The sequence below is a fragment of the Methylobacterium tarhaniae genome, from assembly GCF_001043955.1.
GTDB classification, from domain to species: domain Bacteria; phylum Pseudomonadota; class Alphaproteobacteria; order Rhizobiales; family Beijerinckiaceae; genus Methylobacterium; species Methylobacterium tarhaniae.
On sequence record NZ_LABZ01000025.1, the window covers coordinates 1 to 20,764 of the forward strand.

Consider the following 20,764-nt stretch of genomic DNA (forward strand, 5'->3'; position numbering starts at 1 on the left):
CGCGCCGGGGCCTGCAGGCCCTCCTCGACGAGGCGGTCACCGAGGTGAAGCTGGCGCGCGCCCATGAGGTTTGGGACCGCCGGACCGGACAGCTGGCGCCCGAGTCCGAGGAGGCGAAGGCCACGGCGTGGGCCAACTGGTGCGAGGCTGCGCGGACCCTGGACCTCTTCAACGTGCTCCATCCGGAGCCCGTCGCCGTATGAGCGCCCCCGCCACCGCGCCGGCCCGGGCCCGCCAGGCCGTAGCCCGCTACCTGCCGGAGGCCTCCGAGGGGTCTCGTTTCGCCCGAGGGATGGCTGCCTACCAGGCCTGCCAGGACGCCTGCCAGGAGCGGGCGGTCGGCGAGCCGGAGTGCCGGGATTCCTGCGCGAGGGCGCAGGCTGCCTTGAGGAGGAAGGGATGATGATCCTCGAAGCGATGAAGGCCATGCGGGAGGGGGCGACGACGCGCTGCCCCGAGTGTTGCACGAAAAAGTTGTATCAGACCGCTGAGGGCAACCTCATCGAGATCGCGACCGTGTCCGACATCTGGCACCGCGCCGGCGACGTCATAGACAACCCGGTTCTCGGGCAGGCCTGGATCGAGAGCGACAGCTGGGAGATCGTGCGGTGACCCTGCCCGCCCCCTCGGCCGCCCTACTCGATCGGCTCGCCCGGCGCTTTGGGCAGTCCCCCGGGCACGCCGCATGGCGCGCCCGGATCGAGGGCGGCCAGAAGCGCCTTGCCGGCGTTCGTGAGGATGTGGCCGTCCCACACGAGATCGGTCAGCCCCGCGGCGCGGACCTCCTCCACCGCGGGGATCAGGCTGTGATCGGCGATCCTCCCGGCGGGCACGCACACGTCGTGGATCACGTGGAGCACTGCGTCGGGGCGGCCCTTCCACTGGGCGATCACGAGCCGGGCGTCGGCGGAGATCTCGGTCGTCATGTGCGCGATTCTGGGTCCGCCCAGGCGCGGAGGCAAGCCCGTCAGAGTGCGGGGCTGCCTGCGTGCGGGTCATCCTACAGCTGATGGGAGGACGCCGGTCAAAGGATGGCCTCGGGCACGTACGGGATGCCGAAGGCGTCGCAGAGATAGGGGATCGTGTGCGGCCGGCGCAGGTCGCCGCATCGTGTCCCGGCCGCCCACACATCCACAAGGGAGCCCCCGCATTCTCCTCCGCGTAGATGACGCCTGGCAGCGTTCGGAGGATCGCAACGATCCCCTCGAAGTCGCCGCACCGGTCGGCGGCGAGGAGCGCCTGGGCGACGTGCGCAGGCGCGATGTAGGGCTCGCGCATCCGTGGTGTCCCAAGGGAAAGGCAGCATCCTGCCGCGCGCGGTGAGGGCAGGTAATTCCCCTCGCGTCAGCTTCGGCGACTATGGCCTCCTCGGATCCCGTAAGCATCATGCACTGAGGTGAACGCGGCGATGCCTCGCACCTTGGCCGAGATGAGGCTCAGTGTGAGAGCTGCGGCGTCCAGCGAGTGTACGAAGTTCGGCGCGATCCCACGGAGCTGCGAGGCTGCGTCGAGGTCCGGCGTCTGCTCGTTGAGGCGCTCGGCGGCCGACGCCGCGATCCTCGCGTCGCCGGGATCGTCACGGTGGGGCGGCAGGTCCTCGCAGCCGCCGAAGCTGACGGCACGCGGTCGGGCCTTGCGGCCTCAGGCGTCGAGATGATCCCCGACCTCTGCTGGTGCTCGATCTCGCGGCCCGTGTTCCCGGCCCATGCCAGGACGGTGATCACGACCTCGGGCAAATATGCCCATTACGGTCCCGGCCTTTCGGGCTGCGCGGTGCGCCTCGGTACGCTGACCGACTGTGCCGATGCACTCGTCTCGGGCCGGGCACCGGTCACTGTGCCGGAGTGGCTGGCCTGATGCGTGCGGCCCGGCCGGATCGCTTGGGCGCATCGATGTTGTGAACTGCTGCCTATGACCCAATCCACGCTGCTGACCCAAAGCGACCCCTGCCGGCTGCTGTAGGGAGTGTCCGATCGTGAGGGTTTTCCGGACATTCGATTCTATGGCGCAGTTTCCTGGCATTCGTTGCGTGGCGGGCTCTCGCGTCAAGCACATCAGCGCCGGCGGTCCTTCTGGGTATCTGGAAAGGTTCGTTTCCCATACAGACAAGCCTGAAAGGCCGTATGAGAACTGAGTGCGGCGAGCCGCCGATTTGAACCCGACGCTGCTCTCACCGTTGGCCCTTCGCTGCCTCCTCATACCCATGTGCGCGCATGAAGCCCCAGATCCCGTTCGACAACAGCTACGCCCGCCTCCCTGACCGCTTCTTCGCACGCACCCGACCGACGCCCGTTGCCGGGCCGCAGCTGATCCACCTGAACCGCGCGCTCGCGATGAAACTCGGCCTCGATCCAGACTGGCTTGCGAGCCCGGAGGGCACCGAGATCCTGGCTGGAAACCGCATCGCCGAGGGATCCGAGCCGATCGCCACCGCCTATGCTGGCCACCAATTCGGGAATTTTGTGCCGCAGCTCGGCGACGGGCGTGCCCTCCTGCTTGGTGAGATCCTCGACCGTGACGGCCAGCGCCGTGACATCCAACTAAAGGGCTCTGGTCCGACGCCGTTCTCCCGCCGGGGAGACGGGCGAGCAGCCCTCGGGCCGGTGCTGCGCGAGTACTTGATCAGCGAGGCCATGGCGGCTCTCGGCATACCAACCACTCGCGCATTGGCTGCCGTTGCGACGGGCGAACGCGTCGTCCGCGAGACCCTGCTCCCGGGCGCGGTGCTCACCCGCGTCGCGGCCAGTCACATCCGTGTCGGTACCTTCCAGTTCTTCGCCGCGCGCGATGACATCGCGGGCCTACGCGCGCTGGCCGACTACGTACTGGAGCGGCACTACCCGGAGGCCAGCGCGGCCGAGAAGCCGTATCGTGCCCTCCTCGCCGAGGTCGCCGCGCGCCAAGCCGATCTCGTCGCCCGATGGCTGCTCGTTGGCTTCATCCACGGCGTGATGAACACCGACAACATGTCAGTCGCCGGTGAGACCATCGATTACGGCCCCTGCGCCTTCATGGACGCCTACCATCCTCGAACCGTCTTCAGCTCCATCGACCAGCATGCACGCTACGCCTACGGTGCGCAGCCGCAGATCGCGTTGTGGAACCTGAGCCGCCTGGCGGAGACCCTGCTGCCGCTCCTGGACACGGACGAATCCCGAGCCGTGACCGAGGCCGAAGAGGCCCTCGGCAGTTTCGGGCCGCGGTTCGAAGCCACCTTCCACCGCGGCCTCAATCGCAAGCTCGGTCTTGCGACCATGCAGGATGGAGATCCAGTTCTGGCCGGAGACCTCCTCAAGCTGATGGCCGAGAACCAAGCCGATTTCACACTCATGTTCCGAAACCTGAGCCGAGCCTGCGAGGCGGCCGAGGCTGATGAGGCGGTACGCAGCCTGTTCGTCGATCCGACCGCGTATGACCGCTGGGCCGTTCGTTGGCGACAGCGGCAGGCCGAGGAGCCGGGCGACGCGGCCTCCAAGGCGGCCGCCATGCGCGCGGTCAATCCGGCCTTCATCCCGCGCAATCACCGCGTGGAGGAGATGATCGAAGCTGCAATCGAGCGAGCGGATTTCGCCCCTTTCGAGGATCTTCTGGCAGTCATCTCAAGACCATACGACGATCAGCCGATACATGCACGCTACGCCGAGGCCCCGAAAGGTGGCGGCATTGGGTATCGGACGTTCTGCGGAACTTGATCGAGGCGACCATTAAGCAGACAGTAACCAAAATGATCGGATTAACGACTTTCGCGAGCACCTCATCTCAGATAGTGCCGAAGAAATATGGGGATATGCCCGAGAAACTGTTGTAAAATGAATGATTACGAGAAACATATTCATAATTACGACTTAGAAGTAGTCGCTGATAGTTTAATATATTTTGAGAAAAATCGTATTGCAAATTTCCAAACAAGTAGTCGTTTTGAGGCCCGTGAGCCCCGACCGCTACCCTGGATCCAAGTTGGGAAATTTGGCGCGCCATATTTCGCCACCGAGACAGGCGCTGCTTGGACGCCAGTCGGTCAGAACGACGCAATCAGCTGGGTCGAACTCGCCGGCCTCTTTCGCCGTCGCGACCTCCCTGCCGTTGAAGCTTACCTCTACTATTTGGCCGATCACGGTGTCACCTGTCTACGCTTGATGCTCGAATATGCTCAGGTCCGTCACCGCTACATCGAGCAACCTGTTGGCCGGTTTGTGCCAGCGATGGTTCGGCTATGGGACGACCTCTTCGCGCTGTGCGAGAAGGTGGGGCTCCGCATTTTGCTCACGCCCTTCGACACGTTCTGGATGTGGCTGCATTGGCGCCACCATCCCTACAATCGTCATAACGGCGGACCACTTGCTCATCCTTCCCGCTTTCTCCTCGACGAGGCGGTGCGTGCCGCGATCAAGAACAGGCTTGCCTTTGCGGTCGAGCGCTGGGGCGGGTCCGGCGTGCTGTTCGGGTGGGATCTCTGGAACGAGATTCACCCGGCGCATGCGGAGGACAGTGCCGATGGCTTCGCTCCCTTCATCGCCGATTTGAGCCAGCATGTCCGCGCGCTCGAGATGAGGCTATACGGACGTAGTCATCCGCAAACGGTGTCACTATTCGGGCCTGAACTTCTGTGGCGACCACATTTGCCGATGGCGGAGCCGATCTTCCGTCATCCCGATCTCGACTTTGCGACGATCCATATCTACGCCGAAGGGACCATCGACGACCCGCGAAACACCGTCGATCCCGCGATCGCCATGGGACGGATCGTTCGCGAGAGTTTGGCCCAAATTCATGACGGCCGGCCCTTTCTCGACACGGAGCACGGCCCGATCCACAGCTTCAAGGATCGGCACATCACGCTGCACGCCAGCTTCGATGACGAGTACTTTCGCCATCTGCAGTGGGTCCATCTCGCGAGTGGCGGGGTTGGCGGTGGGATGCGCTGGCCGAACCGACATCCACACCGCCTCACGGCAGGGATGCGGGCGGCTCAGCGTAGCCTCTCCGGTTTTCTGCGATTGATCGACTGGAACCGCTTCCGGCGGCGCAACCTGAGCCAGGAGGTCGACATTTCAGAGCAAGAGGTGGCGGTTTTCGCCTGTGGAGACACAGAACAGGCAATTGTCTGGTGCCTGCGGACGAACACAATCGCAGAAAATGGCCAGTTGTGTCGGGATGTGCGATCCGTCTCAGCTCGCCTCTCGCTCCCTGGCCTGCGATCCGGCCGCTACTCCGTTATAGCTTGGGACACAGAGGCTGGACTCCTGCGCAGAACATGCGAGGTGACTGCCAACGGCTCGATGCTGACCGAAGTGGAAACAGGACCATTCATCACGGACATCGCACTGGCGGTGAAGCGAGTTTAAGCCTCATTTCGACGTCTTGCCACTCGCCGGTCGACGGACTTATTCTTTACGGTTGAGTGACCCAGGGGATTTCTGTGTGCTCCGTCACGGCCTTCTGGTCGTAATTCTAGGAACTGATCTAGGTAGCGCTCGTTGGCTGGGCGTCTGTCCAGGATAGCTCATGACGAATACCTGTCGCGTGATCATCATCGGAGGCGGATTTGCAGGTTTGGAGGCCGCCAAGGCTCTGAGCCGCGCACCCGTCGAGATCACGCTCCTCGACCGGCAGAACCACCACTGCTTCCAGCCGCTTCTGTACCAAGTCGCGACGGCCGCTTTGACGCCGGCGGACGTCGCGTGGCCAATTCGTGGGATCCTCTCAGGGCAACAAAATGCCCGCGTGTTGATGGCGAACGTCGAGGGGATCGACACAAAGCGGCGTAGGGTGAGGACAGGCGGCGGCACGTTCCCCTACGATCAGCTGATCATCGCAACCGGGGCCACACACGCCTATTTTGGGCACGATGAGTGGGCTCCTCATGCTCCGGGATTGAAGCGGATTGAGGACGCGACGGAAATCAGGCGCCGCATCCTGCTCGCGTTCGAGCGCGCCGAGCTTGAGGACGACGCCGAGCGGAGGCAGGCGCTCACCACGTTCGTGGTGGTCGGTGGTGGTCCGACCGGGGTCGAGATGGCCGGTGCGATCGCCGACATGGCGCATGACGCGCTGCCCCGTGACTTCCGGAATGTCGACCCGACGCGAGCACGCGTGCTTCTCGTCGAAGCTGGTCCACGCCCCCTGGCCGCGTTCCCGGAGCCACTGAGCCAGTACGCCAGGCGTGCCTTGGAGCGGCGCGGCGTCGAGGTTCTGACCGGGGAGACGGTGACCTCCATCGGCCCTGAAACCGTCTCGATCGGAGATCGCTCGATCAGGGCCGGTGCGATCGTGTGGGCGGCCGGCGTCGCGGCATCCGCGGCCGCCGACTGGCTTGGAGCCGACCGCGACCGCGCCGGACGGGTCAAGGTGTCTCCCGACCTCACCGTTCCCGGCTTGCCTGAGATCCTCGTGGTCGGTGATACCGCCGCCGTGACGGATGAGAACGGGAAACCGGTGCCTGGGATCGCGCCAGCGGCCAAACAGATGGGCCGCTACGCGGCGTCCGTGATCGCGGCTCGCGTCATGGGTCAGCCTCTCCCGGGACCGTTCCGCTACCGCCATCAAGGGGATCTCGCGACCATCGGGCGGAAGGCAGCGGTGGTCCGGCTGCGCCGCTTGACGCTCAAAGGGTCCCTCGGATGGGCCTTCTGGGGCGTGGCGCACGTCTATTTCCTGATCGGGCTGCGCAATCGCATCGCAGTCGCATTCAGCTGGTTGTGGGACTACGTCACGTTCGGGCGCCGCTCCCGCTTGATCACGCAGCCTGCCAACGCGCACCCGGCCGAGGCCGAGGCCGAGCCAGCCGGCTCGTCTGGACAGCCATCGGCTGCCACGCCTGCCGAGAACGCCGGAATCACGCCCCAGGCAGGCCGGGTCTGGGGCTGACGATCACGCACATCCCGGCATCAGCCTGTATCGATGGCGGGTTGCCGCCATTTCGGGGCAAGACGATACGTCGCTCACGCGGACCGCATCATCGAAGCCTGGAACAAGGCCGACGTGCTGATGAAGCCGAGCGCACGCGCTTGATCAACCTCGGCATCAAGGACGGCGAGAGCGGCCGCCACGATCGCGACAGGGCAGCACCGGTCGTGGTCGAGCCGCGATCCCAGACGGTCTGTCGTGAGGCCCTGCGGGCTCATCTCGGCCTGCCCGAGTTCGGCGGCTACGTCGACGAGGCTCGGAAGCCGTCAGTGAGCGAACAGATTGCGGCTCCGCTGAAACCGCCGTACCCGCCGCTGATTGACCCATCGATCATCCGGAGGGTTGCCGATGAACGACCGAAAGCCCGAAAGCCCGAACAAAGGGTTCTCCTCCGCCGATCCACCGAAGGCCCCGAGCGGCCTCGCGACCCCGCTTCAGCCCGGCGGCACGCGTCCTGGTGGCTCACCGGCTGCGAGTGTCGGTTCGATCGGCACCGGCGGTGGCCAGACCAAGGGCGAGCCGAGCGGCTCTCTGAAGAACGACGGGCGCTGACGATGGCCGAGCAGAAAGGCGAAGATCGCGTGGAGGGGTTCGCGAAGCGGAGTGTCGGCGCGAGCCCCGGCACCCCGAGCCAGAGCGATCCCGACCACATTGAGCAGGGCGATCGCTCCTTGAGCAACCGGCGGCTCACCGAGGTGCAGGGTCCTGCGAGCGATCCGGATCGACCCTCGCCGGCAGACCGCTACAAACCGTAGCTCCGTCCGTCGACAAGTCGCCCATCATGTCCTGAGAAGGACAGGTGGGTGACTCCTTCACCGGCTCATGGGGCGATGACGTTCCCGTCCGCTATGTGATCGGTCACCGCGAAATGACCCATATACAAGCCGCTATCAGCCTCTTGTCGCAATCGTCGAGGATGATGTCGGACACGGCGTCTTGAAACCAGCAAGCGCGACGACTGATTAGATCGAGACGGGTGCCGACAGTGCAAACCGTCCCGACGCTCCTCAAGCCAGTTGAAGAGGCCAGTGCTGCCCATCGGATTGATGTAAACGGTGCTCTTCGCCCGAGAGGGCCACGGCGATGTCGCCCAGCGGCCCTGCCTCTTGGAAAACAAGACGCTCAAACCAAGCGAGGACATCACAGCCTCCGGCGGAACCGACCTCCTCCATCCGATGCCTCCCGGCCACACGAATTTCGTGCCCCGGGTCGGCGCGCGGTTCGCCGCAATCCCGCACGCTCTCCTCCGCAAAATCGACATCGCCCTCCCCGAGCAGACGGCCCGCGCCCCGCATGGGCGTGCGGAACCCTTCTCATGTTCTCCCTCGATATCTCGTCCCTCTGGCTCGCCGCCGGAGCCCATCTCGACGTGTTCGGCACGGCCGGCCTCGCGCTTGGCGCGACGGCCGGCCTGATGCCCCGGCGGGGGTTGATCCTCATGGTCTCGGCGGCGGCCGCGACCTGCTTCGGCATCCACTATCTCTTCCTCGGCTCGCCCACCGCGACCGCGATGAATGCGATCGCCGTCGGCCAGAATCTGCTCGCGGCGCGCTTCGTGCGCGAGGATGGCGTGCCGCGCTGTCTCGCCGGCCTCTTCGGCGCCGTGTTCCTCCTCGTCATCGGGATCATGCTGGCGACCTGGACGGGATGGCCCTCCGTCTTCGCCGGCATCGGCACGCTGCTCTCGACCGCGGGACGGCTGCGGCGTACCGCGCAGGGGCTGCGTGGCCTGTTCCTCGGGGCGAGCCTGTGCTGGCTGTGCCACAACATCGTGGTCGGGTCGGTCTGCGGCCTCGTCTGCGACCTGCTCTCGATCACGACCTTGACCGTCGCGCTCTGGCGCGGCGGAGTTGGCCGAGGGGTCCTGCAGGCGACGACAGGTGGAAGGGCGGTGCCGGCGTGAGGACGTCGGTCCCGAGCCGGCGCGATCCGCTCCTCACGTCGCCGTCGCGGCCTCGGGGCGGGCGGCGGGTTCGGCCGCGAAGTGGCGCGGGGTGAACCGTCTCTCCTGCAAGGCCGCCTCGACCTCCTCGAGGGTGCGCCCCTTCAACTCGGGCAGGAAGCTCAGCACGAACAGGAACGCGAGGGCGTTGAGGCCGGCATAGACCAGCATCGCCCCGCCCGCCCCGAGGGCATGGATCAGGGACAGGGCCGTGCCGGTCAGGAGGAGGTTCGAGCCCCAGACCGTGGCCGCCTGCGCGCTGGTCCCGGCGGCCCTGACGCCGAGGGGATAGATTTCCGCGCCGGTGAGCCAGCCGATCACCTGCAGGCCGCCGGCCTGGAACACCATGAACAGGAACAGGCAGCCGATGATGAAGGGCGCGTCGTCCGGCCCGGTCCGCCCGAGCGCGAACAGCCCGCCGAGGGCGGCGAGCGACAGGGCCGCGCCAGGCAGGGTGAGCAGCGAGAGCCGCCGCCGCCCGACCCGGTCGACGATGGCGAGGCCGAGACCCGTCATCACGAGGTAGATCGCCGCGATGCCAACATTGGTCAGGAGCGCGCCGCTCTCCCCGAAGCCGACGCCCTTCAGCAGCGTCGGCGTGTAGTAGATCATCATCTCGATCCCGACGAGCTGCGTGAAGGCGGCGGTGCCGCAACCCGCGATGAGGGCAGGCCGGACCCAGGACCGGGTGAGGCCGCGCCAGCCGCGGGTCCGCGCTTCCGCGCTCCGGGACACCGCCTCGGCCACCGCCGCGATCTCGGCATCGAGATCGGCGCCCTCGGGCCGGACCCGGGCGAGGGCCCGGCGCGCCTCGTCGCGGCGGTCGTGAGCGACGAGCCAGCGCGGGCTCTCCGGCAGGGCGAACATCGCGCAGAACAGCACGGCCGCAGGGACGGCGCCGACCGCGATCATGATGCGCCAGGAGAGGACGCCGTGCAGCCCGTAGCCGACGAGGCTGGCGCTCAGGATGCCGAGGCCGATCGCGACGCTGAACGCCACCACGAGCCGGCCCCGTTGCGCCGCGGGGGCGAGCTCCGCCACGTAGGCCGGGATCGATTGCGACGACGCCCCGATGGCGAGGCCGAGCACGACGCGGGCGAGCACCAGGAGCGAAGGATTCGGGGCTAGACTCGCTGCCGTCGCCCCCAGTGTGAAGACCGCCGCGATGGCGATGATGGTGCGCCGGCGCCCGAACCGGTCGGAGACCGCGCCGGTGCACAACCCCCCGATGGTCGCCCCGAGCAGGATCGCGGCGGCCACGACCTCCTGCATGGCGTGGGAAAGCTGGTACTCGGCGCTGATCGACAGAAGGGCGCCGGAGATGATGCCGGTGTCGTACCCGTAGAGGAAGCCGCCGATCGCCGCGGTGACCGCGACGAGCCACATGAAGCTGGTCATGCTGCGTCCCCTCAGGCCGCCAGGGTGGTCGCGAAGGCGCCGGGCACGAGGCGTTCGAGATCCGCCATGGCGCCGAACACCGCCTCGGCTCCGGCCGAGGTGAGCCGCGCGGCGAGGTCCGGCGGGCAGTGGCTGCCGCCCGTGAAGCCGAAGACGCGCAGGCCCGCGGCCCGCGCCGCAGTCACGCCCGGCACGCTGTCCTCGATGACGACGCAGTCGCGGATCGGAGCCCTCATCCAGCCCGCCGCGTACAGGAAGACGTCCGGTGCCGGCTTGCCGCGGGCGACCCGGGCCGCGCTGACGACGTTCTCGCCGAAATGCGCGAGGAGCCCGGTCGCCTCCAGGCCGCGCCGCAGCTTCGCCGGGGCGCTGCTCGACGCCACGCAGGCCGGCCCACGCAGGCGAGCCAGCGTGTCGGCGACGCCCGCCACCGCCCGAAGCTCGGTGCCGTAGGCCGCCTCGGTCCGGGCTCGGGTCCGCTCGAAGAAGGTTGGGGGGAGCGGGCGGCCGCGGTCGCTCTCGATCTCAGCCACCATCTCGCCCTCCGGGCGGCCGGCGAAACGGGCGATTACCTGCTCCGTCGAGATCGTGTAGTCGAGGGCGCTCAGCTCCTCGGCGACGAGGCGGCAGACGAGGATCTCGCTGTCGATGAGAACGCCGTCGCAATCGAAGATCAGCGTCGGTCCCGGGGCGGCCGTCGGGGGGATGGTCTGCAAACGAGTCACCTGGATCTGTGGGCGGTGGAGCGGGTCCGGCGGCTCATCCCGCCGGGGCATCGATGAAGGTCCCGGTCTCGACGAGGTGCAGCAGGCTCAGGAGGCTGCGGCTGGCTGCCGGCGGAAGGGTGCCGTTCTGCGCCTCGTAGGCGTCGAAGGGCTCGTTGATCCGGCCGGCGAAGCGGCGGCTGAAGGCTTCGAGCGTGCTCGGATCGCCCGGCTCCGGCGCCTGGAAGCGGGCGAGGATGCGGCTGATCGGGTCCTCGGTGGCGACGAAGCGCCCGAGGATGGCCGCGGCTGCGCCAGCGAGGTACCCGTCTACGTCGACGTCGCGCACGAAATCGGCATAGGCCGGGTCGCGGCGCAGCAGCAGCGCGACGCCCTCGCGCATTTCGTCCATCACCGCGGCGGCGTGGCGGCGCTGCTCGGCCGAGGTCGCGATGAACTCGTTGAGCTTCATGTCTCGGTCGCCGCCGCTCGCCTGGAACGCCCGCAGGGCGATCAGCCAGTGGGTGCCGTTGAGGAGCCAGCCCTTGATCTGCTTCTCGACCTCAAGGTGCCGGCTGAAGCCGACGGCGCTGCCCGCGCACAGATCGGGCAGGATCTCGGTCCCCGGTTCCTGCGCCAGCTTGAGGGAGGCGTAGGGCTCGACCTGCACTGCGACCGTCGGGTGCGGCCCGGACGCATCCTCCTCCAGGCCGACACAGATCCGGTCGACGAGGGCAGCGACCGGGATCACCTGCCGGAGTGCCGCCGCGCTCGCCTGGCCAGGCAGGGCCGGGCCATGCAGAACGTCTTGTGCCGAGACGGTGTTCTCACAGGCGACGAGGAAGAGCGGGCCGACCGGCTCGCCCGCCTCTCGCATCGTCGCGAGCGCGTTCAGGCAGGCGAGGACGGCCGCGTAGTTCTCGGGCTTCAGCACCGAGGCTGTGACGACGACGCCCCTGGCCTTCGCCGTCGAGGCCCCGGCGATCCGCCGGGTGAGCAGCTCGACGTCGCCGGACCCGTAAGTGTGGAAGCCCGCGTAGGCGACGATCTCATATCGCGCGCCGGAACCGTCCAGGATCCGTAGACGGTAGGTCCGGTCCGGGTTGTCCCGCAGCAGCGCGTTGCGCCGCTCCGGACCCAGGGCCGTGGTCCCGGTCGCGTTCGCGCTTGATACGGCGCGGTTGAGCACGACGCTCTCGGTCGTCGGGGATTGGAAGGCGGGAACGACCAGGCCCAGGCCGAGGCGGCCCGCGCCGAAATGGATGTGGAGCATGATGAGGAGGTCTTCGCCTTTGCGGCATCGCCGGTTGCCGGTGCCCGGCGTCACGGTCGACGCCCGGTACCGCGATCGTCAGGAGGCTTCTGGCAGCCGCTTGTCGCGCCGCATGCCGACACCGCTCGCCTCAGCAATGCGCCGGGCAGCTGGAATGTTACGCATGATCACTCCGAGGAGAGTGTCGGCATCTTTGTTGTCGTTGGACGCGTTTTTAACGTATGACATCGTTCGCCACAGGTTGTTTGATTGGATGCACGACCAACCTGCCGGGTCTGGATATGATCCGGTTCGATACCGAACAGAGCGCGGGCCGAGGGGGTGATGGGCCGCATCCGTGCCTTGATGCGGCTCTGGTGTGCGGCCATGTCAGGCTATCGCTGCCGACAGGGTGTTCGATCGAGCCACCCGGATCGGGGCCTGAGCATTGATCCACGTTGTTGTGCGGTGTTGCGACAGCGATCGAAGATCGGAACCCCTATATCTCCTTTTGCTGTCCACGGGTAGTATGCCGCGCTTCCATTTCAATACCTACGGCAACCGAAATCATCCGGATGACGAGGGCGTCGAGCTTCCGAGTTGGGCGGCCGCGCGCCACGAAGCTGTCCGCATGGCTGGCCTGCTCATCGCCGACGGGGCCGAGCGCGTGCCGCTGGAGCAGGGCTGGCACATGGAGGTGACCGATGAACGCGGCCGCGTCCTGTTTCGCGTCGACTTCACCGTCGTCTGAGAGGCCGCTCGTCAGCTGCAATCCCGGCAGCCAGGATTTCACCAAGGGCCCCAACCCGACGACAGCGACCCTGACGAGGCAGGTTTCACCGGGGGCTGGTCGGCGATCCCGCGACCGCGTAGCTCGGCCAGGGGAAGAATGGCTCCTGCTGCGCGACGATCCAGTGCAGGATCCGCGGATCGCGCTCAAACAGGTAGCGCCACCCCTCGACCAAATCCGTCAGCAGCGCGTAGGGACTCAGGACCAGGTCCCGGCCGTCCGGGTCGACACCCGCGAAGGTGACCATGCGCTGCCCGCACCCGTGATCCGCAAGGATGCGGTCGGATTCCGCCATGACGCGTCGCCCGAGCTCCGCGTCCCGGAACTGGCCGACGGGGCGGGTATGGAGGACCGGGACCCCGTCGATGATGCCGAGCCCTCGATCGTCGAGGAGCTTGGGCCAGAGGGAATCCAGGCCCCAGCCCCAGCCCGTCGTCGACAGGTCCAGGGTCGGCAGCAACCGGTCGAGCGCGGCCCGGCTGAAGCACGGGATCATGATCTCGACGAAGCCGACCCGCCGGGCGAAGAAGCGCCGGTTGCGCATGGCGATGTAGTGCGCGAAGTGCGAGGCCTCGTGCAGGCCCGGCGCAAAGAGCTGGAAGTCGAGCGCCCGTCCCGCTGCGAACATCGCCGTGATGGTGTCCTGGTCGGCGAGGATCTCGTCGTCCGGCAGCCAGATGTAGTCGTAGTCGCGCCAGCCGTCCCATCCGTTCAGCAGGGTGCGCAGGCCTGTCCATTTCGGGCCCGGCAGGACCTCCCCGACGGTACAGGGCAAGTCTTCCTGCGAGGCAATGTCCTGGAAAGGGCAGAGATAGAGGTCCCACTCCCGCGCCTTGCCCGGATCGATCCAGCATCGGTGCAACGAGTTCCGTCCAACCCGGGCGACGACGAGATTTCTGACCATCATACCTCCCGACAAGGATGCGATCCCGGCGATCCGCCCCTGGAACGAGAGCAGCGAACGCGGATCTGAGGCGGACGGTACCGCTGAGCGGCAGCGTCTCCGCGTGGAATGGCCCTTATCGGGCCGGAACGGCATCGACAATCTTGGGGCAAACGCAAAATTCCTTGGTCTTGATCTTTGATCATAGCGAGTGGCCAGATTTTAATCTGTGTTTACTGCTCGATGCACGGGAAGTGAGGTGAAAACCGTCGCTCTGTGGAGAGCGGCGGCTGAAATGTGCAGGGACGCGCCGGGAGCTGCGACGAGTCGGGCATCGTATGTGTGCCGGTTATCGCACGCAGTGGAAAAAGGCGGCTGTCAAATCTCGCAGGCTTTTAACTTGGATCAAACAACCCGCGACCTGAGACTGTGCGATTCCAAACCGTTCCCGCTCTCCGGCGACAATTCTCTCGTATTCGCCGGGCGATCCGGTATGCGGCAGGGCCATTCGCCGAACACGTCCAGATAGACTGCTTGTGCCTGCGTCCCCCACCTACCAGAACCGGTTGCTCGCCAGCCTCTCCGAGACCGATCTTGCGCAGGTCCGGCCATACCTGGAGCCCGTCGACCTGCCCCTCAACACGGTCCTCATCGAGGCCGGGCAGCCAGTGGCCCACGCAACCTTCATTGAGGCGGGCTTGGGCTCGGTGATCGTGAGCGCCGGGGAGGGCGACCGTGTCGAGATCGGCCTGTTCGGCCGAGACGGCTTCGCGTGCCCGGCCCTGGTGCTGGGGTCCGATCGGGTCCCGCAGCAGACCTTCATGCAGGTAGGGGGCCACGGCTATCGCATCGGCGCTGAGGAATTCCGCGCCATCATCGACGCTTCTCCGTCGTTTCGCGGCCTCCTGCTGCGCTACACCCACACCTTCCTGATCCAGACGGCTCAAACGGCGCACGCCAACGCCACCGCCCCCGTTCAGGAGCGGCTCGCCCGCTGGCTCCTGATGTATCACGACCGTCAGGACGGCGACGAGCTGATGATCACCCACGAGTTCCTGTCGATGATGCTGGGCACGCGCCGGAGCACCGTCACGCTGGCGCTGCAGCTTCTGGAGGGCGCGCGTCTCATTCAGGCGCGGCGCGGCCGCATTCGGGTGCTCGACCGTGCCGGCCTGGAGGGCACAGCCGGAGACGCGTATGGACCGGCCGAGGCCGAGTACGAGCGCCTGATCGCGCCCCTGTGCCGGAGGGCGGATCGTCCCTTACCCCATCATCACAGCGATTGAGGCTGGCGGCGCCCGGCACGCCGTGCATGCGGATGCTCGATCATGCGACGTCGGAAACGCCGCCTGGCCGTCGTCTCCCGGACGCCCCCGATGGGCAGAGCAACATCTCGCGTAAGCGCGGTCGAGGGATGCTGCCGGGCCGCAGGACGTTTGCTATACGAACTTGATGCGAGAAGGTGAAACCGAACTCGACATGATCAGGCGGCACGTTCAGGACGGCGCGTGCCACATCGCGAATCAACGTGCCCTCATCCATCGTCTGCGGCGCCATGGTTTGCCGACTGCCGACGCCGAGGCGCTCCTGGTGAACTTCAAGCTCATCCAGCGGCAACATCAGGAGCATCTTTCCCGAATCGAGGCACGCGATGAAACGTCCCTTTGATGGGACCGGCATCGCGCTGGGCATCTCCGTGTTTTTTTTAGATCAGCTCCAGGCGGAGGGCGACGGTGTGGTCTTGGCTCATGCTTTCCTGAATGGGCCGATCAGGCGCTCGTATTCCCGTTCGGCCACACCGTAGGTGTCGCCCGCGGCCGTCTCGAGCTTGGCGCGATCCAAAATCATGATCCGGGCTCGCCTTGCCCGGATCATGCCTTTCCCTTCCAGGACGTGGGTGGCCAAGGTCACCGTGGCGCGCTGCACCCCCAGCATCAGCGACAGGAACTCGTGCGTGAGGGGAAGCTCGTCGCCGTCGAGCCGGTCATGCGCGAGCAGGAGCCAGCGCGCGAGGCGCTCCTCCACCGTGTAGCTGCCGTTCGAGAGCGCGGTCTGCGACAGGACAAGCAGGAAGGCCTGCACGTAGCGCATCAGCACGCTGGTCAGGGCAGGGCTCTGCCGCATCGCCCCGCGAAGGCGGTCGGCCTCGATGCGCAGCCACGTCCCGGGCGCCTGGACCGAGGTTTCGTGGGGCGTACGGTCGACGCCGAGAACGAGGGCCGTGCTCACCATGCCGTCCCGCCCGAAAATGCCGACCTCCAGATTACGCTGGTCATGGGTCTTGGAGATGATCGAGGCCAGGCCGCCCTCGGGGAAGTAGGCGTGCGTGAACGGCTCGTTCACGCCGACGACGACCGCCCCGATCTCAAGCGGCACGGGCACGAGGTGGGGCGTGAGCAGCGCGAGATCGGCCTCCGGCAACACGCGGAGAAGGCAGTTCTGAAACGGGTGGGCCATGGTCATCCCGATCGCCGCATCGGGCCAGAGCCTGACCGTGAGCAGTTGGACGACGTGCCTTGCACCTCACGGCCCGCGCGTCATTCGCTTATGAGAATGGTCCCCGGGGGGTGGGAAACAAGGTTTCGATGCTCAACAGGCGCCATCTCGGAAAGCAACAGGACGCCTTACCTCCCAGCATTCAACTATTATAGCCATTGTTCGCTAACGCACCGAAAAGAATGATATGACATATGATGGTTGTCGGCGACGATCTATGACGTATTTTACGGTCATCATCGGTTAGGTCGAGCCAGGTGCCGATGGCAGGGAGAGACGGGCGCTTCCACCTGCAAAGCCAGGGGAGGCCCCGTGGCCCCGATACCGAACCACTCCACGGACATGCTCATTCGCAAGCTGGACGGGATCGCGCAGCTCTCCGATGAGGAGAGGCGTGCCATCGCGCAGCTGCCCGTCACGGTCAGGCCCTTGGGCCCGCATCAGGACATCGTGCGCGAGAAGGACAAGCCGTCACAATGCTGCCTGCTGCTGGACGGCTGGGCCTGCCGCTACCAGATCCTCAGCGAGGGCAAGCGCCAGATCTTCTCGTTCCACATCCCGGGCGACATCCCCGACCTGCACAGCCTGCACATGAGGGTCATGGACCACGGCGTGTGTACCCTGAGTTCCGCCATTGTGGCGTTCGTCCCGCACGAACCACTGCGCGATCTGACGGCCGCCTTCCCGGGGATCGCGGCGATCCTCTGGCGCGACACGCTGGTGGATGCAGCGATCTTTCGTGCCTGGATGACAGGGCTGGGGCGCCGCACGGCGAGCGAGGCCGTCGCACACCTGTTTTGCGAGCTGTACCTCAAGCTGCAGGCGATGGGGCTCGCGCGGGACCACGCCTACCGGCTGCCGCTCACGCAATCGGAAATCGGCGATGCGCTCGGGCTGTCGAACGTCCACGTCAATCGCACGCTCAGGGAATTGCGCGGTAAGGATTGGATCACCCTCCAGGGCGGAAGGCTGGAAATTAACAAATGGCAGGAACTTGCCAACTCATGCGACTTTGATCCTGCGTACCTGTATCTGGAACGAAGAATCGCATGACCTTCCACCTCAAGCCGGTCCGCGTGAAAACGGGCAGCCATGACACGGAAGGGCAGTTGGTCTTTGCAGCTGGCTTCCTTGTCGCCGTGCTGGTCCGCCTCTCCGACGATCACGAGGAGGATGCGGGCAAATGGTTTCTCGAAGCCGGGTTCGACGGCGCCGACGACCCTGTGAAACCCAAATTTGCCGACCTGAGAGAGGCGCAGGATTGGATCCGCCATCGGCTGGACCGACATTGATATCCTGGATCATGCCATCTGAATCGCCTGTCTCCGGACCCGAAACTCATCGCGACGGCCGGATGACCTGCCTGCGCTGCAAGCCTCATGGAGCTCCATGTTTCCGTCGCGAGGCCCTTCGTTCACCGATGTGGGAGTGCCTGCGCGCGTGCATGTCAGAGAATAACATTTCGCAGCGTTCTATGCATAGGTTAATGATTGTATACTTGCGTACCGTACATGATAAGGCTCAGAAGCAACCCGGCACATAGGGATCGACGACAGTGGAACGAGCGCATGTCGAACTCGACGGCGAACTCAGCGATCTCGTCCTGGTACTAGCGCATGATCATGACGCATCCTACGACGCGTTGACCGTACGAACGATCGAAGAACTCCGTCGCCTGGAGGATCTTGCGCGGCACAGCGGTGACAACCGGCAGACTCTCCAGAAGATCATGTCGGCGCGCCGGATCCTGGGGGACCGAGTCGACTTCGGACCGATCGATGCGCCAGGCTCTCCGCAGGATGGCATACAATCGGTCAGACCGTTCCCCGGAGCTCTGCTCAACGACCAGTGACGGGAGATTTCGCCGAACCGCCCTGCGAATTCACGACGGCCGCCCTGCGAGCGTGTGCCGCGCGAACCCCACCAGGCCGGCCAGGATCGTGAGTCCGGCGAGGGCCGATAAGGTGGCGCGACCGGCCCGGCGGCGGGTGGGCTGGCCCCAGCCGCCCCGCGCACCAGTCCCCTCGCGCATCGGACCGTACAGGATCCCGTCTGACGGCTTTGCGTTCGGGCCGGACTCCAGAAGGAACCGGCGGGCGAGGCTCGCGACGGCGCGCCCGGTCGTGTCAGGTGCCAGCGCGTAGGGACCCGCAAGGGCGTGGTGCAGTCCGAGACGGACCGACCGCCGGGGCCGGTGCGCGAGGGACACCAGCGCCTCGGCCACCCGCTCGGGAGCAAGGACGGGCGGGACGGGACGCAGGGCGCGCCCGGTGTAGTTCGCCGAGTGGATGTCGGTCGGCGTGTCGACGAAGCCCGGGTAGACGCCGCACACCGCGATGGCGCTCGTCGCCGCCAACTCGTCGCGGAGCGCCTCGGTGAACCCGGTCACGCCGTACTTGCTGGCGCTGTAGGCGGCCGCGAACGGCATCGGCAGGCGACCGCCGAAGGACGAGACGTTGATGAACACGCCGCGCCCGCGGGGGTGCATGGCCCGGAGCGCGGCGTGGCTGCCGTTCATCACGCCGAGCAGGTTCACGGCGATCAAGCGGTTCTGGTGCGCGATCGGGATGGTGGCGAACGCCCCCAGAGGCTCAGGCCGGCGCCGTTGATCCAGACGTCGATACCACCGAAGGCGGCCTGCGCCGCCTCCGCGACGGCAAGCATCCGCTCGGGATCGGTCACGTCGGCCTCTATGGCGAGCGCCCTCGCGCCGAGGTCCTCGCAACGGCGCGCCAGCCGTTCGAGCGGCGCGCGCCGACGCGCGACCAGAACCAGGGCGGCGCCGCGGCGCGCGAAGGCCAGGGCGGCCGCCCATCCGATCCCGCTGGACGCGCCGGTGATCACGACCGTCCGTCCCGCCAGATCCCTCGCTCCGTGATCGCTCAGCCTATCGTTGCTCGTCATGCCACATCCCCGCTGTCTGTCGCACGCGCGCCCTGTCTCACAGCCTCACGATCGAGCAAGCCGACGCCGCTGCTGGAACACGGCCAGCAAGTCTTGCCCGACGATTAACATTCGTAAAATCACCGACTCACGAAAAGAAGTCGATTTAACGAAAATCAATGAACACACGCCGACTTTCGTGCTGCTGTGCATGCAGCCAACCCACCAGGCGCGGAGGCGTTCCGGGAAACCGTCCATCGTCCATTCTCGGCTAGCTGTGCACCCGCACCGGTGATCGTCTCCGCGCATGAAGCGGATCTTCCCCGGGCCGGACCTTGCTCGGAGGTTCCGCCCCCTCTCGCGAGCGATCCATGCGGTTCATTCCCTCACGCGTCCACGCCATGCTCGATTACGGAGCCGGGCTCGTGCTCATCGCGCTGCCCTACCTGCTCGGCTTTGCCGACGGTACGGCGGCGCAGTACGTCATGCAGGCTGTCGGTGCCGCGCTTCTGCTGATGAGCCTGTGCACCGACTACGAGCTCTCCGCCGTCAAGCTCGTTCCCTTGCCAGTCCATCTCAGCCTCGACATCGCGGCCGGACTACTGCTCGTCGTCTCGCCGTGGCTGTTCGGGTTCGCCGACCGGGTGGCGTGGCCGCACGTGGTCATGGGCGTCCTCGAGATCGGCGCGGGATTGACGACGCGCACCGCGCGCGACGACCGCATCGCCACCTCCACGGGAGCCCCCGCGTGATCAGCAGACGCCTCCACGCCGCCAGCGACTACGCCATCCCGGCCTTCATCGCTGCGCTCGGCCGGACCAAGGGGCGCGGCCCCGGAACCCGCCGGATCATGAGCGTCGGACCGGTCTGGCACCTCGCCTACACGCTCCTCACGCGGCACGAAGGCGGTCTCCTGCCCGTCCTCTCGATGCGGGCGCATCTCGCCCTCGACGCGGCGAGCGCCCTTTCCGTCGTCGGCGCCGGACTGCTGATGCGCGAGGAGCGGCGCGAGGACCGCGCCCTCCTGGTGGCGCTCGGCCTCGCCGAGCTCGCCCTGGTGGCGATGAGCGACCGCGGGCCGGAGCGGACCGGAACGGAACCGGACCGCAGGGTTGCCCGGCCTCGCCGAAACTTACGCGACTTCGACCCCTACACCGACCGCAACGGCCAGGATTTCGGGCAGGACGATCCCCTCGACGTCGCCCGGCCCGACGACCTGCGGCGCCGGATGGACCGCGAGCCCGACTGGCAGGCGGAGGTCGTCCGGATCGCCTCCGACCGGGCCCGGCTCGACGCGGTGGCGGGCGGCAACACCGACACCGTCGCGGCGACCGAAGCCGAGACGCCGCCGGAGACCCTCCGGCGCCTGGGCGACGCCTCGTCGCGGATAACCGCAGCGGGCCCGCACGCCGATCCGCGCCACATGAATCCGGGCGTGACGCCGGGTACTGGTGCCCTGCCGCCGATCGGACCGAGCGACGATCCCAACATCCAGTCGACGAGCTGAGTG

25 protein-coding genes are annotated in these 20,764 nt (G+C 66.7%); 15 read left to right on the top strand and 10 right to left on the bottom strand.

Going from position 1 to position 20,764, the window contains the following annotated elements; translation table 11 throughout:
* From VQ03_RS33630 to VQ03_RS04125, 3 genes are all read left to right on the top strand, one after another.
* Positions 1 to 203 (top strand): hypothetical protein (locus VQ03_RS33630; RefSeq protein ID WP_048449597.1); only part of this gene is annotated, 203 nt, incomplete at its 5' end.
* Positions 200 to 403, top strand: coding sequence for a hypothetical protein (locus tag VQ03_RS04120; RefSeq protein ID WP_048449598.1), 204 nt, complete (start codon positions 200 to 202; stop codon positions 401 to 403). The genes VQ03_RS33630 and VQ03_RS04120, both read left to right, overlap by 4 nt.
* Entirely contained in the window at positions 400 to 612 is a 213-nt protein-coding gene (locus VQ03_RS04125; RefSeq protein WP_048449599.1) for a hypothetical protein, read from the top strand. The genes VQ03_RS04120 and VQ03_RS04125 overlap by 4 nt, the downstream gene beginning before the upstream one ends.
* A 23-nt stretch (positions 613 to 635) precedes the next feature.
* On the opposite strand, the gene VQ03_RS04130 is transcribed toward VQ03_RS04125, so the two are convergent.
* Positions 636 to 926, bottom strand: coding sequence for a hypothetical protein (locus VQ03_RS04130; protein ID WP_048449600.1), 291 nt, complete (start codon positions 924 to 926; stop codon positions 636 to 638).
* 418 nt (positions 927 to 1,344) lie between these two features.
* A complete protein-coding gene (locus VQ03_RS35220) occupies positions 1,345 to 1,557 on the bottom strand; it encodes a DNA-directed RNA polymerase (protein WP_083467775.1) in 213 nt (70 codons plus the stop codon).
* Here VQ03_RS35220 and VQ03_RS04135 point away from each other — a divergent pair.
* The 6 genes from VQ03_RS04135 (at position 1,465) to VQ03_RS04165 (ending at position 8,809) form a co-directional block, all read left to right on the top strand.
* Positions 1,465 to 1,857, top strand: coding sequence for an aconitase X (locus VQ03_RS04135; protein WP_048449601.1), 393 nt, complete (start codon positions 1,465 to 1,467; stop codon positions 1,855 to 1,857). The genes VQ03_RS35220 and VQ03_RS04135 overlap by 93 nt on opposite strands.
* Before the next feature lie 356 nt (positions 1,858 to 2,213).
* On the top strand, positions 2,214 to 3,692 hold the full coding sequence (locus VQ03_RS04140) for a protein adenylyltransferase SelO (protein WP_048449602.1): 1,479 nt from the start codon (positions 2,214 to 2,216) through the stop codon (positions 3,690 to 3,692).
* 117 nt (positions 3,693 to 3,809) lie between these two features.
* Entirely contained in the window at positions 3,810 to 5,345 is a 1,536-nt protein-coding gene (locus VQ03_RS04145) for a glycoside hydrolase 5 family protein (protein ID WP_245291954.1), read from the top strand.
* Positions 5,346 to 5,505: 160 nt separating this feature from the next.
* Positions 5,506 to 6,867, top strand: coding sequence for an NAD(P)/FAD-dependent oxidoreductase (locus VQ03_RS04150; protein WP_048449603.1), 1,362 nt, complete (start codon positions 5,506 to 5,508; stop codon positions 6,865 to 6,867).
* Positions 6,868 to 7,007: 140 nt separating this feature from the next.
* Positions 7,008 to 7,661 carry a hypothetical protein gene (locus tag VQ03_RS32690; protein ID WP_157063947.1) on the top strand — a complete coding sequence of 218 codons (654 nt, stop codon included), beginning with the start codon at positions 7,008 to 7,010 and terminating at the stop codon, positions 7,659 to 7,661.
* A gap of 560 nt (positions 7,662 to 8,221) precedes the next feature.
* Positions 8,222 to 8,809, top strand: a complete 588-nt coding sequence (locus tag VQ03_RS04165) for a YgjV family protein (RefSeq protein WP_048449606.1) — start codon at positions 8,222 to 8,224, stop codon at positions 8,807 to 8,809.
* A gap of 33 nt (positions 8,810 to 8,842) precedes the next feature.
* On the opposite strand, the gene VQ03_RS04170 is transcribed toward VQ03_RS04165, so the two are convergent.
* The 3 genes from VQ03_RS04170 to VQ03_RS04180 are packed head-to-tail and all read right to left on the bottom strand — an operon-like array spanning position 8,843 to position 12,223.
* A complete protein-coding gene (locus VQ03_RS04170; RefSeq protein WP_048449607.1) occupies positions 8,843 to 10,246 on the bottom strand; it encodes a sugar porter family MFS transporter in 1,404 nt (467 codons plus the stop codon).
* 11 nt (positions 10,247 to 10,257) lie between these two features.
* Complete coding sequence (locus VQ03_RS04175) at positions 10,258 to 10,971, bottom strand: HAD family hydrolase (RefSeq protein WP_425350029.1); 714 nt, start codon at positions 10,969 to 10,971, stop codon at positions 10,258 to 10,260.
* 34 nt (positions 10,972 to 11,005) lie between these two features.
* Positions 11,006 to 12,223, bottom strand: a complete 1,218-nt coding sequence (locus tag VQ03_RS04180) for a hypothetical protein (protein WP_157063948.1) — start codon at positions 12,221 to 12,223, stop codon at positions 11,006 to 11,008.
* Between the two features lie 508 nt (positions 12,224 to 12,731).
* Between VQ03_RS04180 and VQ03_RS35225 the strand changes: the two genes are divergently transcribed.
* Positions 12,732 to 12,953 carry a DUF6894 family protein gene (locus VQ03_RS35225; RefSeq protein WP_048449609.1) on the top strand — a complete coding sequence of 74 codons (222 nt, stop codon included), beginning with the start codon at positions 12,732 to 12,734 and terminating at the stop codon, positions 12,951 to 12,953.
* 85 nt (positions 12,954 to 13,038) lie between these two features.
* Here VQ03_RS35225 and VQ03_RS04190 read toward each other — a convergent pair whose 3' ends face one another.
* Positions 13,039 to 13,896 carry a hypothetical protein gene (locus VQ03_RS04190; protein WP_157063949.1) on the bottom strand — a complete coding sequence of 286 codons (858 nt, stop codon included), beginning with the start codon at positions 13,894 to 13,896 and terminating at the stop codon, positions 13,039 to 13,041.
* Between the two features lie 545 nt (positions 13,897 to 14,441).
* Between VQ03_RS04190 and VQ03_RS04195 the strand changes: the two genes are divergently transcribed.
* The gene (locus tag VQ03_RS04195; RefSeq protein ID WP_245291955.1) at positions 14,442 to 15,161 is read left to right on the top strand and encodes a Crp/Fnr family transcriptional regulator; all 720 of its coding nucleotides are present in this window, start codon (positions 14,442 to 14,444) and stop codon (positions 15,159 to 15,161) included.
* A gap of 40 nt (positions 15,162 to 15,201) precedes the next feature.
* Here VQ03_RS04195 and VQ03_RS32695 read toward each other — a convergent pair whose 3' ends face one another.
* Positions 15,202 to 15,504 (bottom strand): hypothetical protein, encoded by a 303-nt coding sequence (locus VQ03_RS32695; protein WP_157063950.1) that lies wholly within the window; start codon positions 15,502 to 15,504, stop codon positions 15,202 to 15,204.
* 117 nt (positions 15,505 to 15,621) lie between these two features.
* Positions 15,622 to 16,338 carry a Crp/Fnr family transcriptional regulator gene (locus VQ03_RS04205; RefSeq protein WP_048449612.1) on the bottom strand — a complete coding sequence of 239 codons (717 nt, stop codon included), beginning with the start codon at positions 16,336 to 16,338 and terminating at the stop codon, positions 15,622 to 15,624.
* A gap of 375 nt (positions 16,339 to 16,713) precedes the next feature.
* Here VQ03_RS04205 and VQ03_RS04210 point away from each other — a divergent pair, with 375 nt between their 5' ends.
* Both VQ03_RS04210 and VQ03_RS04215 read left to right on the top strand, forming a co-directional pair.
* Positions 16,714 to 17,424 (top strand): Crp/Fnr family transcriptional regulator, encoded by a 711-nt coding sequence (locus VQ03_RS04210; protein ID WP_048449613.1) that lies wholly within the window; start codon positions 16,714 to 16,716, stop codon positions 17,422 to 17,424.
* Complete coding sequence (locus tag VQ03_RS04215) at positions 17,421 to 17,663, top strand: hypothetical protein (RefSeq protein WP_048449614.1); 243 nt, start codon at positions 17,421 to 17,423, stop codon at positions 17,661 to 17,663. Before VQ03_RS04210 ends, VQ03_RS04215 begins: the two co-directional genes overlap by 4 nt.
* A 590-nt stretch (positions 17,664 to 18,253) precedes the next feature.
* On the opposite strand, the gene VQ03_RS34960 is transcribed toward VQ03_RS04215, so the two are convergent.
* Both VQ03_RS34960 and VQ03_RS34965 read right to left on the bottom strand, forming a co-directional pair.
* Positions 18,254 to 18,907 carry an SDR family NAD(P)-dependent oxidoreductase gene (locus tag VQ03_RS34960; protein WP_280948437.1) on the bottom strand — a complete coding sequence of 218 codons (654 nt, stop codon included), beginning with the start codon at positions 18,905 to 18,907 and terminating at the stop codon, positions 18,254 to 18,256.
* Positions 18,908 to 18,912: 5 nt separating this feature from the next.
* On the bottom strand, positions 18,913 to 19,275 hold the full coding sequence (locus VQ03_RS34965) for an SDR family NAD(P)-dependent oxidoreductase (RefSeq protein ID WP_053078400.1): 363 nt from the start codon (positions 19,273 to 19,275) through the stop codon (positions 18,913 to 18,915).
* Between the two features lie 350 nt (positions 19,276 to 19,625).
* Here VQ03_RS34965 and VQ03_RS04230 point away from each other — a divergent pair, with 350 nt between their 5' ends.
* Together VQ03_RS04230 and VQ03_RS34455 are read left to right on the top strand one after the other, a co-directional pair.
* Positions 19,626 to 20,006: an SPW repeat domain-containing protein gene (locus tag VQ03_RS04230; RefSeq protein WP_048449616.1), complete on the top strand. Its 381-nt coding sequence runs from the start codon at positions 19,626 to 19,628 to the stop codon at positions 20,004 to 20,006.
* Positions 20,003 to 20,761, top strand: a complete 759-nt coding sequence (locus VQ03_RS34455) for a hypothetical protein (RefSeq protein WP_245291956.1) — start codon at positions 20,003 to 20,005, stop codon at positions 20,759 to 20,761. Before VQ03_RS04230 ends, VQ03_RS34455 begins: the two co-directional genes overlap by 4 nt.
* The last annotated feature ends 3 nt before the right edge of the window (positions 20,762 to 20,764 follow it).